The organism is Vibrio sp. SCSIO 43140 (assembly GCF_023716585.1).
Taxonomy (GTDB): Bacteria; Pseudomonadota; Gammaproteobacteria; order Enterobacterales; family Vibrionaceae; genus Vibrio; species Vibrio maritimus_B.
The window spans coordinates 3,213,970-3,226,450 of sequence record NZ_CP071850.1; the positions used below are offsets into that span (position 1 = coordinate 3,213,970).

General features: G+C 48.0%; 11 protein-coding genes. 4 read left to right on the top strand and 7 right to left on the bottom strand.

Annotated features, from left to right (window positions below; genetic code table 11):
* Positions 1-70: 70 nt before the first annotated feature.
* The 7 genes from deoD to J4N45_RS15445 all read right to left on the bottom strand — a co-directional run bounded on the left by deoD (position 71) and on the right by J4N45_RS15445 (position 7,307).
* Positions 71-790, bottom strand: coding sequence for a purine-nucleoside phosphorylase (gene deoD / locus J4N45_RS15415; protein WP_252012327.1), 720 nt, complete (start codon positions 788-790; stop codon positions 71-73).
* An 89-nt stretch (positions 791-879) separates the two neighbouring features.
* Complete coding sequence (locus J4N45_RS15420; protein ID WP_128648299.1) at positions 880-2,100, bottom strand: phosphopentomutase; 1,221 nt, start codon at positions 2,098-2,100, stop codon at positions 880-882.
* A gap of 15 nt (positions 2,101-2,115) precedes the next feature.
* Positions 2,116-3,450, bottom strand: a complete 1,335-nt coding sequence (gene deoA, locus J4N45_RS15425; RefSeq protein WP_252012329.1) for a thymidine phosphorylase — start codon at positions 3,448-3,450, stop codon at positions 2,116-2,118.
* Positions 3,451-3,708: 258 nt separating this feature from the next.
* Positions 3,709-4,485, bottom strand: a complete 777-nt coding sequence (gene deoC, locus J4N45_RS15430; RefSeq protein ID WP_252012331.1) for a deoxyribose-phosphate aldolase — start codon at positions 4,483-4,485, stop codon at positions 3,709-3,711.
* Positions 4,486-4,948: 463 nt separating this feature from the next.
* Positions 4,949-6,214 (bottom strand): NupC/NupG family nucleoside CNT transporter, encoded by a 1,266-nt coding sequence (locus J4N45_RS15435; protein WP_252012333.1) that lies wholly within the window; start codon positions 6,212-6,214, stop codon positions 4,949-4,951.
* Positions 6,215-6,418: 204 nt separating this feature from the next.
* Positions 6,419-7,192, bottom strand: coding sequence for a TatD family hydrolase (locus tag J4N45_RS15440; RefSeq protein WP_252012335.1), 774 nt, complete (start codon positions 7,190-7,192; stop codon positions 6,419-6,421).
* Entirely contained in the window at positions 7,182-7,307 is a 126-nt protein-coding gene (locus J4N45_RS15445) for a DUF5363 family protein (protein ID WP_128648315.1), read from the bottom strand. The genes J4N45_RS15440 and J4N45_RS15445 overlap by 11 nt, the downstream gene beginning before the upstream one ends.
* 314 nt (positions 7,308-7,621) lie before the next feature.
* Here J4N45_RS15445 and J4N45_RS15450 point away from each other — a divergent pair, with 314 nt between their 5' ends.
* The 4 genes from J4N45_RS15450 to J4N45_RS15465 all read left to right on the top strand — a co-directional run bounded on the left by J4N45_RS15450 (position 7,622) and on the right by J4N45_RS15465 (position 12,405).
* Positions 7,622-8,617: a BMP family lipoprotein gene (locus tag J4N45_RS15450; protein ID WP_197058735.1), complete on the top strand. Its 996-nt coding sequence runs from the start codon at positions 7,622-7,624 to the stop codon at positions 8,615-8,617.
* Positions 8,618-8,732: 115 nt separating this feature from the next.
* Positions 8,733-10,310 carry an ABC transporter ATP-binding protein gene (locus J4N45_RS15455; protein ID WP_234495263.1) on the top strand — a complete coding sequence of 526 codons (1,578 nt, stop codon included), beginning with the start codon at positions 8,733-8,735 and terminating at the stop codon, positions 10,308-10,310.
* Entirely contained in the window at positions 10,307-11,437 is a 1,131-nt protein-coding gene (locus tag J4N45_RS15460; protein WP_252012337.1) for an ABC transporter permease, read from the top strand. The genes J4N45_RS15455 and J4N45_RS15460 overlap by 4 nt, the downstream gene beginning before the upstream one ends.
* A gap of 2 nt (positions 11,438-11,439) precedes the next feature.
* Positions 11,440-12,405 carry an ABC transporter permease gene (locus J4N45_RS15465; protein ID WP_042473613.1) on the top strand — a complete coding sequence of 322 codons (966 nt, stop codon included), beginning with the start codon at positions 11,440-11,442 and terminating at the stop codon, positions 12,403-12,405.
* The last annotated feature ends 76 nt before the right edge of the window (positions 12,406-12,481 follow it).

Consider the following 12,481-nt stretch of genomic DNA (forward strand, 5'->3'; position numbering starts at 1 on the left):
TTCTTAAGCAACCATCAAATACAAAAAGGCCTCGCAATTGCGAGGCCTTAAACTATCTAAGAAAACGTGCTTATTCAGCGTCACCCAGAAGTACTGAGTCCAGTGCAATTTCCATCATTTCATTAAACGTTGTTGCACGCTCGTCTGAAGTGGTTTGCTCACCCGTTTTGATGTGGTCAGAGACAGTACAGATAGCCAGCGCTTTCGCACCGTATTCTGCTGCAACGCCGTAGATACCCGCCGCTTCCATCTCAACACCAACAATGCCGTACTTGTCCATAACATCGAACATTTCTGGATCCGGTGTGTAGAACAGCTCAGCAGAGAAAAGGTTACCCACTTTCACATTGATGCCACGTGCTTTAGCCGCTTCTTCAGCATTCTTCACCATGTGGTAGTCAGCGATTGCTGCAAAGTCATGATCTTTAAAGCGAATACGGTTTACTTTTGAGTCAGTACACGCACCCATGCCGATCACTACGTCACGTACTTTAATGTCTTCGTTCACCGCACCGCAGCTACCAACACGAACAATCTTCTTAACACCAAAGTCTTTAATCAGCTCTGTCACGTAGATTGAGCATGAAGGGATACCCATGCCATGGCCCATCACAGAGATACGACGACCTTTGTAGGTCCCTGTGTAGCCGTACATGTTACGAACATCACATACTTGTACTGCATCATCCAAGAATGTGTCAGCAATGTATTTTGCGCGAAGTGGATCACCTGGCATCAATACTACGTCAGCAAAATCACCCATTTCCGCGTTAATGTGAGGAGTCGCCATTGTTATTTCCTTTACGTTGTTCGTTATCAATTCTGAAAAATGGTTTAAACGAGTTAAGAGCAAGCTAACTTGCTCTTAACTTACTGTCATTACAGGAAGTTCTTTCCGTAGTCCATTGAGGATGTACCAAAGTAGCTCGCAAGACTTTGACCAATATCAGCAAAGCTTTCACGTAGCCCCAAAGAACCTGCAGGTACTTTCTCACCATAGACGATAACTGGGATATGCTCGCGAGTGTGGTCGGTACCTTGCCATGTTGGATCACAGCCGTGGTCTGCCGTCAGAATCAGCACGTCGTCTTCTTGCATTAACTCGATCACTTCGTGAATGCGAGAATCAAAGTATTCCAGCGCCGCAGCATAACCGGCAACATCGCGGCGGTGACCGTACGCTGAATCAAAATCGACGAAGTTAGTGAAAACAATCGTGTTATCACCCGCTTCTTTGATCTGCTCTTTGGTTGCTTCAAACAGTGCTGGAATGCCTGTCGCCTTCACTTTCTTAGTGATGCCACAGTTCGCATAGATATCAGCAATCTTACCGATCGACACGACCTGACCTTGCTTTTCATCAACCAGTTTAGACAGCACAGTTGGTGCTGGCGGTTCGACAGAAAGGTCGCGACGGTTACCAGTACGCTCAAATTGACCTTTACCAGGACCAATAAATGGACGAGCGATAACACGACCGATGTTGTAGTCTTCAAGCTCTTCACGAGCGATCTGACAAAGCTCAAGCAGGCGTTCTAAGCCAAATGTCTCTTCGTGACATGCAATCTGGAATACCGAGTCCGCAGAGGTATAGAAGATAGGTTGCCCTGTCTTCATATGCTCTTCACCAAGATCATCCAAAACCTGAGTACCAGAGGCATGGCAGTTACCAAGGAAGCCGTCAATACCTGCACGCTCTAAAATGCGATCTGTTAGCTCTTTAGGGAAGCTGTTCTCTTTGTCTGTGAAGTAACCCCAATCAAACAATACTGGTACACCGGCAATTTCCCAGTGGCCAGATGGTGTATCTTTGCCCGAAGACAGTTCAGCAGCGTGGCCGTAAGCACCAATGACCTCGACGTCATCACGCAAACCGGCTGCAAGTGCGCCCGTTGACTCTTTATGGGCCATAGCCAAGCCTAACTTGGATAGATTTGGCAACTTCAACTCACCGCTACGTTGTTCGTTGTCTGCCAGACCTTTCGCACACTGCTCAGCAATATGACCCATGGTATCTGAGCCCACATCACCAAACTTATCGGCATCCGCTGTTGCGCCAATACCGAAAGAATCTAGAACTAAAATAAATGCACGTTTCATAACTTCTCTCCACCCTTATGCTAGATCTTCCGCACGAATATGGCGGTATACACAAGGGGTTTCTGTATAAACTGTATCACCAACGGTGATGGCGGCTTTAAGCGCGTCTGCGGCTTCTTGCCACTGCGCTTCATTGCGAGCATGAATAACAGCAAGTGGCTTGTCTGCACTTGCCTTTTCACCAAGTTTGATGAATTGATCGAATCCAACCGCATAATCGATAGTATCTGTTGCTACGCGACGTCCACCGCCCATACCAACGACAGCCATGCCAATCGCACGGGTGTCCATAGCTGAGACGATACCGTCAACATCAGCGAACACTGGCTTAACGATCTCTGCCTTTTCTAGGTAATTATCGTAGTTAGCAACAAAGTCTGCTGGACCACCTAAACCTTTTACCATCTTGCCAAAGCACTCAGCGGCTTTGCCGTTATTGAGTACCTCATTAAGCATCGCTTCCGCTTGCTCGGTATCGCTTGCCAGCTTGCCAAGTACCAACATCTCGCTGCACAGAGCCACCGTCACTTCGTATAAGCGAGGGTTGCGGTATTCACCAGTCAAGAACTGTACGGCTTCACGCACTTCCACTGCATTGCCCGCCGAGGATGCCAATACTTGGTTCATATTGGTAAGGATCGCAGTTGTATTTGTACCCGCGCCGTTCGCCACTGCAACAATTGAGTTTGCAAGCTCTTCTGATGCTTCGTAGGTTGGCATAAAGGCGCCAGAGCCGACTTTTACGTCCATCACTAGAGACTCTAGGCCCGCAGCCAACTTCTTCGACAAAATAGACGCTGTAATAAGCGAAATGTTGTCAACCGTCGCCGTGATGTCACGTGTCGCGTAAACGCGCTTATCAGCCGGTGCAAGATCGCCGGTTTGACCGATGATGGCTACACCCGCCTCCTTCGTTACGTCACCAAATACCTCATTGGTCGGGGTGATGTTGTAGCCTGGGATAGCTTCAAGCTTATCCAGTGTGCCGCCTGTATGGCCAAGACCACGACCTGAAATCATAGGAACGAAGCCGCCACAAGCCGCAATCATTGGACCAAGCATTAGTGAGGTAACATCCCCCACGCCACCGGTTGAGTGCTTATCGACAATCGGACCGCCAAAATTCATATGGCTCCAGTCGATAACCATGCCAGAATCACGCATGGCACAAGTCAGCGCAATGCGCTCTGGCATGGTCATTTCATTGAAGAAGATGGTCATCGCAAATGCTGCAATTTGACCTTCCGATACCGTGTCTTTCGCAACACCTTGAATGAAGAAGTTGATCTCTTCCGCGCTCAGTTCATAACCGTCGCGTTTTTTACGAATTATCTCTTGAGGTAAATACATTAGTGCCTCCACAGCGAAGTGCTGAAGTACAAAATAAGTGTAGGGTAGAAGTTGCGGGCGTGTGGATGGTTTAGATAGGCGTTTTATACCCCCTCTAACTCCCCCTATATTAGGGGGAGAACCTCGGGCTCGCTCCTATCGTCGCGTCGCCTATATTTTTGAATATAGGGCGATGCGCTAGCGAGCCAGTGGTTCCTCCCCTTTATAAAGGGAGGCAAGGAGGGGTCAATCGCGAAACCCCAAATCCCGCAAAGTAACTTAGTACGCGCTAGGATCCGCAGTTTCGTCAGTTACTTCTAATGTATTCAGTAGGTTGGTCAGTAGGCTTGATGCACCAAAGCGGTAGTGCATGTTGTCTGCCCAGTCTGCGCCTAGGATTTCGTCTGCCATTGCTAGGTAAGCAGCCGCGTCTTCCGCAGTGCGCACGCCACCAGCTGGTTTGAAACCAACGGTCTTAGCAACGCCCATATCGCGAATCACTTCTAGCATCATGCGAGCGTACTCTGGAGTCGCGTTGACTGGCACTTTACCTGTAGAGGTTTTAATGAAGTCAGCACCTGCTTTGATACAGATTTCTGATGCTTTCTTGATAAGTGCTTCTTCTTTTAGCTCACCGGTTTCGATAATAACTTTCAGAAGAATATCGCCACACGCTTCTTTACACTGTTTCACTAGCTCGAAACCTACTTCTTCGTTGCCAGCGATAAGTGCGCGGTATGGGAACACCACGTCTACTTCATCTGCGCCGTAAGCAACTGCAGCCTTGGTTTCTGCTACTGCGATTTCAATGTCGTCGTTACCGTGTGGGAAGTTGGTTACCGTCGCGATACGTACATCTGGTGTACCTTGATCACGAAGGGTTTTCTTAGCAATAGGAATAAAGCGAGGGTAAATACAGATCGCAGCTGTGTTACCCACAGCCGTTTTCGCGTCATGACATAGTGCGATCACTTTCTCGTTAGTGTCGTCGTCATTTAACGTGGTTAGATCCATAAGTTTTAGTGCACGTAGAGCTGCTGATTTTAAATCGCTCATTTCTATCTCCGGTCAATATATTCAATTAATTACCTGACAAACACGTCAGCAATAAATGAACGGACTTGGTTCCTTGAAGACTCGGCTCGACAAACTCGCTGCCTCACCAATTGCTATCCCTGTCACCGCACAGTACCTGCTCGTTTAGATCACCTGATTCCTATCTGTGGTGAGAACTGGCTCTGGCTGAATAACTCATCAATTGTCTGTGTCATTACCTTAAACACACGATGAGTTACTGAGTAGCCTATACAGTATAGGAGTGATCTCAAAAACGGTAGTACCGATTAAAACGCAAACGGTTTGTATCTCAAAAAAGTTCCGTTGTCCATCATTCATCCCTTATCCCAAAAGGACTATTGAGGTTTTCTGGCCCCCAAAAACCAAAAAAGCCCCGCAGCAATTTCTTGCTACGGGGCGATTTAATACGGCGTCTATATACTAATTACCTTAACGCGAGCAATTACATGCCAGCAAGGCTTAGACAGAAACCAGCAATCGTTGCTGCCATCAAGTTAGATAGCGTACCTGCGATTACTGCTTTCACACCCATGCGAGCGATATCACCGCGACGCTTAGGTGCAAGGCTACCCAGACCACCTAGTAGGATTGCGATAGAAGAAAGGTTCGCAAAACCACATAGAGCGAATGAGATGATTGCTTTAGTTTTCTCAGAAAGAACAACTGGCGCTGCGTCACCTAGGTATGGTGCGAAGTTCGCGTATGCTACGAATTCGTTCGCAACCGTCTTCATACCGATGAACTCACCAGCAATTGTCGCTTCAGACCATGGCACACCTAGTAGGAATGCTAGTGGTGAGAAGATCCAACCTAGAATCAATTCTAGACGTAGTTCAGGCATACCAACCCAGCCACCGATGCCGCCAAGCATACCGTTAACTAGAGCGATTAGACCGATGAATGCGATTAGCATTGCACCTACGTTCAGCGCTAGTTGAAGACCTGCTGATGCACCGCCCGCTGCTGCGTCGATAACGTTAGCTGGCTTGTCTTCACCTTCAGCTTGCATGCTGTGTAGTTGTTCTACTGGCTCGTCTGTTTCTGGCTTGATGATCTTAGCAAATAGAAGACCACCAGGTGCTGCCATGAAAGATGCTGCTACTAGGTACTCGATTGGCACGCCCATAGAAGCGTAACCTGCAAGTACACCACCAGCGATAGAAGCTAGACCACCACACATTACAGCGAATAACTCAGATTGAGTCATCTTAGGTACGAAAGGACGTACAACTAGAGGTGCTTCGGTTTGACCTACGAAAATGTTAGCTGCTGCTGACATAGATTCCGCACGAGATGTACCTAGCGCTTTTTGCAGACCGCCACCAAGAATCTTGATAACCCACTGCATTACACCTAGGTAGTAAAGTACAGAAATTAGCGCAGAGAAAAAGATTAGTGTAGGTAGTACACGGAAAGCGAAGATGAAACCGCCGCCGCCGAATACTTCAAACATCTTGTCAGAAACAAGACCACCGAATAGGAATGACGTACCGTCGTTACCGTAGTTAATCACGCTAGATACAGCGTCAGAGAAGCTACGTAGGATCTCTTGACCCCAAGGTACGTAAAGAACGAATGCACCTAGTGCAAATTGGATAGCAAATGCGCCAGCCACAGTTCTGATATTAATAGCTTTGCGGTTATCCGATAGTAGTACTGCGATAGCAATAAGCACTACCATACCAACCAGGCTCATAAACAGGCTCATAGTTTATGACTTCCTTATATAATAAATTTGGCGTGTAACAAAAATTGAAGCTCAAAAGCGGGGGCGATTATACAAACCCACAGAAAAGAAAGTAGTACCCCCCTCACACTTTCGTTCTGAACACATGGGAGATACACTGAGATTTGTGATAAATATCACAAATAGACTCTGCAAACGTTTTCGAATTCACAATTTAAGTAAATTTTAATCACAAAAATTAAACGTAGATTTGCCATTGACATCCAATTGTGAGGCAACCGTTTGCTCGGATTCATTTCTCAACTCAATTAAAGAAGATAGCACCAAACTTATCATTTTAGGCTCATTAGGACTGCCCTGATAACCACTTAATGGCATATCAGGAGCGTCTGTTTCTATTAACAAACTTTCCAAAGGCAAAGCCGCTATCGTCGCGCGTGTTTTCTTTGCTCTTTCGTAGGTAATGACACCGCCTACGCCAATTTTTAAACCCAGTTTTACGAAGTCCATCGCTTGTTGCAGACTGCCACTAAAGCCATGTACAACTCCGCCATATTTCGGCTGAGTTTGTTTAAGTAATACCACAAGGTCTTGATGAGCCTTTCGACAATGGAGTAATACTGGCAACTTGCAGTGGTTGGCTAACGTTATCTGAGCTTCTAGAACTTGCTTTTGAAAAGCTTCATCTTCACGACCGTGATAAAAGTCGAGCCCGCACTCGCCAATCGCCACACATTTTTCCGGAACCTGTTCCTCAACCCGTTGAGCGAGTCGCTCGAGACTGCTTTTCGTAACACCATCCAAAAACTGCGGATGAAAGCCTAATGCATAATAGATCTGGTCGTAGCCTGTCGAGAGCTTTCTAATTCGCTCCCAATTCGCTTCATTGATCCCAGGGACAACAATTTTCTGTACACCAGCGCTCTTCGCATCGAGAAGTACCTGTTGGATCTCTTTTTTATCCGCAAGCAGATCGAGATGACAGTGGCTATCTATCATCGCGGTTGGGCTCTTTTTTGTATGGAACGCAGCTGCGTTTGTTCTCTGGAGTGAGACCGAGAGAGGCACACCATTCGTCATACTTCTTTAGCCATTTCTTCATTAACTTCAACATCATGACTCCAAAAAAAAGGTGTAATCGATTGCAGCATTTAGCGCGTCGCGCCTCGCTATACAAAGGATAGCTGCAATAGTTAGAGTTTTGTCACTAAGTTGTGACTTATACCTCAATGCTGCCATGCAAAGCGTTTTTTTTGCACAAGCAAACGATAAAATGGCACGCATTGTTTGTAAACTGTTCGGTTTGCTTGTGGCTGGCCAGATCATGTTTTTACAAACGACTACTTTCTAGGCAAGTTATTTTGGATACGCCTAGCCTATCGAATCGTCAATGATGCCCCATCATTCGACACTATAAGGGAATTGATCGTGAAAAAAACTATTCTAAAAATGTCTGCACTCGCAGTGGCAGTTACTTCATTTGGTGCATTCGCAGCAAAACCCGCAGTGGTTTACGATACAGCCGGTAAATTCGACAAATCATTCAACGAAGCCGTGTTCCAAAATGGTGTAAAAGTCTTCAATGCAGATAAAGGCATTAAGGTACGTGAATTTGAACCACAGAACGAAGCACAGCGCGAACAAGGTCTTCGCCGTTTGGCAAGCCGTGGATTCACACCAATTGTTGCTGTTGGCTTCAACATGGCTTCAGCGGTAGAAAAGGTTGCCACTGAGTTCCCAGATATTCAATTCACGATCATCGACATGGTGGTTGATAAACCAAACGTGCAATCTATTGTATTTAAAGAGCATGAAGGTTCATTCCTAGTCGGCGCACTTGCCGCTAAAGCATCGAAAACCGCGAAGGTTGGCTTCGTAGGTGGCATGGACATTCCGCTAATTCGTAAGTTTGAGTGTGGCTACCGCCAAGGTGCGAAATACGCAAACCCACAGATCGAAACCTTCCAAAACATGACTGGCTCGACACCAGCAGCGTTTGCTGATCCAGCAAAAGGCTCTGAGCTTGCGAAATCACAATTCTCTAAAGGCGCGGACGTTATCTACGCAGCAGCAGGCGGCACAGGTATGGGTGTTTACCAAGCAGCGAAAGATGCGGGCAACTTCGCTATCGGTGTTGACTCAAACCAAAACCACCTACAACCAGGCACTATGCTGACGTCAATGGTTAAGAAAGTAGGCGTTGCGGCTTACAACACATGGGAAGAAGCAGAGCAAGGTAACTGGGAAGCAGGCATCAAGGTTCTTGGCCTTAAAGAAGGTGCGGTTGAGTGGGCATACGATGACTACAACAAAGATCTGATCACTCCAGAAATGAAAGAGTACCTAGACGGCCTTAAAGCTGACATCGTATCAGGCAAGATCGCCGTTCACGACTACATGTCTGACAACACGTGTAACATCTAAACTCATTACACTCAGAATGAAAACCTAGGTTAGGTTTATTTATCAATAACCTAGGTTCAAATATAACAACGCCGCTGCCTAAAAACAGCGGCGTATAATTATAAGGCAGTATCTAGTGACACATGGACAATCTATTGCCATCGAACTCAAGCAGATCGATAAGCGATTTGGTGCGGTGCACGCCAACAAGTATATCGACCTGAAAGTTCCACAAGGCACGATTCACGGCATCATTGGTGAAAATGGTGCAGGCAAGTCCACTCTTATGAGTATTATTTACGGTTTTTACCACGCAGATGCAGGCGAGATGACCGTCAATGGCGAACGTTATAAGCCGGCGAACTCTCAAGAAGCGATCAAGGCAGGCATCGGCATGGTGCACCAACACTTTATGTTGGTGGAGACTTTTACCGTACTCGAGAACATTGTTCTCGGCGCTGAAGATGGATGGAAGCTACAAGAAAGTCTTGGCAAAGCTAAGAAGAAACTCAAGGCACTGGCCGAAGATTATGGCTTGGAAGTCCCTTTAGATGCCATTGTTGGCGAGCTTCCGGTAGGTCTTCAGCAGCGAGTGGAGATCTTAAAGGCGCTCTATCGCGGCGCGAAGATCTTGATCCTCGATGAACCAACGGGCGTGCTGACACCTCAAGAAGCGGATCACCTGTTTAAGATCCTCGACAAACTTCGTCAGCAAGGCACCACCATTATGATCATCACGCACAAACTGCGTGAAGTATTAGCGATCACCGATAATATCTCCGTCATGCGCCAGGGGGCGATGGTGGAACATGTAGTGACCGCCGACACCAATAAAGAGCAACTGGCTGAGCTGATGGTAGGACGCAAAGTTCGTCTTAAAGTCGATAAGTCAGAGGCCAATCCGAAGAAAGAGCTGATTAAAGTCGATAACTTACAGTACTTTGATGACGCAGGTGTCGAGCGTGTGAAAAGCGTGAGCTTTGGCGTGCGCCAAGGTGAAGTCGTCGGTATTGCTGGCGTATCAGGCAACGGTCAATCCGAGATCCTCGCCCTGCTTTCCGGCATCATCCAGCCTTATTCGGGCAGCATTGACATTAACGGCAGCCACATCGATAAGCACACGGTGCTTGATCCGCAGCAGGTTCGCGCGATCGGCGTGGGTCATATTCCTGAAGATCGCCACAAGCAAGGACTCATCAACAAGTTCGAGGCGCAAGAGGCCTATATCCTCGGCTACCATCACCTGCCGCAATACAACAAAGGTCTTCTGCAAGACAAGCAGGCCATCAAGGAGAGCTGTCAGGCGAGCATGGATAAGTGGGATGTGCGCCCCAACGACACGACTTTGAAAACCGCTAACTTCTCCGGTGGTAATCAGCAAAAGCTAGTGATTGCCCGTGAAATGGAACAAAACCCGGATGTGCTTTTGGTCGGACAGCCGACGCGTGGTGTTGATATCGGCGCCATTGAATACATCCACCAGCAAATCATCGCTGCTCGCGACGCAGATAAGGCAGTGCTTTTAGTCTCGGTAGAGCTCGATGAAATCTTGAGCCTTTCTGACCGTATCCTTGTCGTGTTCGATGGCGCGATTGTCGGCGAAGTCTCAATCAAAGATGCCGATGAGAAAACCTTAGGTCTGATGATGGCAAACATTATGCCTGACCACCTAAAATCGGCAGCGGCTAATCAGCCACAAGGAGAAAGTGCATGAGCCAAGCAAAAGTTCCAGCTTGGGTAACCGTGGCTCTGCTACCAGCGATTAACGTGTTGGTGGCATTCCTAGTGTCTGCCCTGCTGTTTATGTATATCGACATCAATCCGATTGATGCTGCAAAAGTGATGTGGACGGGTGCCTTTGGTTACGCCGAAGGCTTTGGCTACACCATGTATTACGCCACAGGCTTTATCTTTACCGGTCTTGCTGTCGCCGTCGCGTTTCACGCGGGTCTGTTTAACATCGGTGGCGAAGGTCAGGCCTACATTGGCGGCCTCGGTGTCGGTCTTATCTGTCTCACCTTAGGCGAATATGCGCCTTGGTACATTGTGTTTCCGGTAGCAATTGTTGTCGGCGGCCTATTTGGCGCAGCGTGGGCATTTATCCCTGCTTATCTGCAAGCCAAGCGCGGCTCACACATTGTTATCACCACCATCATGTTTAACTTTATCGCCTCTTCTTTGATGGCGTACTTGTTGGTTGATATCCTCAAGCCAGAAACGACAATGGCAACAGAAAGCCGGGTCTTTGCAGCTTCAAGTTGGCTACCAAAGATGCATGAGATCCTCGCGGTCGTTGGGATTGAGATGGCGCCAAGCCCAATGAACCTGAGCTTTATCTTTGCTCTGTTGTGCTGTGTATTTGTGTGGCTACTGATGTGGCACTCACGCTGGGGTTACGAGATCCGCTCTGTTGGCTCTAACCCATCGGCAGCCAACTACGCAGGGATTAAGTATGTAAAGATCATCATCTTGACCATGCTTATCTCGGGTATGCTGGCGGGCTTCTTTGGTCTGAACGTACTTCAAGGTGAGCTACACCAGATCAAGCTAAACTTCGTTGAAGGCTTTGGCTTTACCGGTATCGCTGTCGCGCTCATGGGTCGCAACCACCCAGTTGGGGTATTACTGGCAAGCTTATTGTTCGGCTTCCTATACCAAGGTGGTGCAGAGCTGAGCTTTGAGTACGGTGTAGACCGAAACATCGTTGTGGTACTCCAAGGCTTGGTGATTCTATTCTCTGGCGCTCTTGAGCACATGTTCCGCCCTTCTCTAGAGAGAACCTACCTCAAACTGTTCGGCAAAAAACAAGCTGAGCAACAAGCAGAGAAAGGAGTCGCTTGATTATGTTTGAAACGATTATTCTCATGCTTGATGCCACGCTACGTGTGGCAACCCCGCTTATCCTTGCCTCGCTTGCTGGCATGTTTTGTGAACGCTCGGGCATCGTTAATATTGCCCTAGAAGGTAAGCTTCTGGCGGCAGCATTTGCGGGTGCTGCGACAGCACATGTCACAGGCTCCGCTTGGCTTGGTCTGTTTGCTGGTATTGGCGTATCGGTATTACTTGCCCTGCTCCACGGTTTTGCCTCGATCACCCACCGCGGCGATCAAGTCGTCAGTGGTATGGCAATCAATATCCTCGCGGCAGGCCTCACCATTACGCTTGGTCGTCACTGGTTCCAGCAAGGTGGTCAAACACCAGCACTTTCAGGCGATGCGCGATTTGCGCCTATCACCTTCCCGGGTGCGGATGCGGTAGCGGATGTGCCTGTGCTTGGTCTGCTCTATTCAGAGCTTATCAGCGGCCACTCGATTCTGGTTTACATGGTGGTCTTCATCGTACCAGCTTGTTGGTACCTACTGTTTAAGACGCGCTTTGGACTTCGTCTACGCGCTGTGGGTGAATCGCCATCAGCCGTTGATACCGCAGGTATATCAGTAGTTCGTATGCGCTACGCTGCGGTCGCTATTTGTGGTGTGCTGGTAGGTATCGGCGGTGTTTACTTATCGGTGGCACAAACGGCGCAGTTCATTCCTAACATGAGCGCAGGTAAGGGCTATATGGCTCTGGCGGCGCTGATCTTTGGTAAGTGGCGTCCGTTTACGGCAATGGGTGCCTGTTTGCTGTTTGGCTTCTTGGATGCATTGGCGATTCGTATGCAGGGGGTGTCGATTGGTGACTTCCCAATTCCAGTTCAGGCAATTGAAGCGATTCCGTATGTGTTGACGGTGTTCTTGTTGGCTGGGTTTATTGGTAAGGCGGTGGCGCCTAAGGCGATTGGGGTGCCTTATACTAAGGAGCGTGAGTAGCTAACGCTTCGCGTTTTTACCCCTCCTAACCTCCCCTTATAAAGGGGAGGAACCAAAGGCTCGCTGCGCATCGCCT

Coding starts and splice junctions, on each gene's coding strand:
- J4N45_RS15465 (WP_042473613.1), top strand. CDS start 11,440: ATGTTTGAAACGATTATTCTCATGCTTGATGCCACGCTACGTGTGGCA.
- deoC (WP_252012331.1), bottom strand. CDS start 4,485: ATGAGCGATTTAAAATCAGCAGCTCTACGTGCACTAAAACTTATGGAT.
- deoD (WP_252012327.1), bottom strand. CDS start 790: ATGGCGACTCCTCACATTAACGCGGAAATGGGTGATTTTGCTGACGTA.
- J4N45_RS15440 (WP_252012335.1), bottom strand. CDS start 7,192: ATGATAGATAGCCACTGTCATCTCGATCTGCTTGCGGATAAAAAAGAG.
- J4N45_RS15460 (WP_252012337.1), top strand. CDS start 10,307: ATGAGCCAAGCAAAAGTTCCAGCTTGGGTAACCGTGGCTCTGCTACCA.
- deoA (WP_252012329.1), bottom strand. CDS start 3,450: ATGTATTTACCTCAAGAGATAATTCGTAAAAAACGCGACGGTTATGAA.
- J4N45_RS15420 (WP_128648299.1), bottom strand. CDS start 2,100: ATGAAACGTGCATTTATTTTAGTTCTAGATTCTTTCGGTATTGGCGCA.
- J4N45_RS15445 (WP_128648315.1), bottom strand. CDS start 7,307: ATGTTGAAGTTAATGAAGAAATGGCTAAAGAAGTATGACGAATGGTGT.
- J4N45_RS15435 (WP_252012333.1), bottom strand. CDS start 6,214: ATGAGCCTGTTTATGAGCCTGGTTGGTATGGTAGTGCTTATTGCTATC.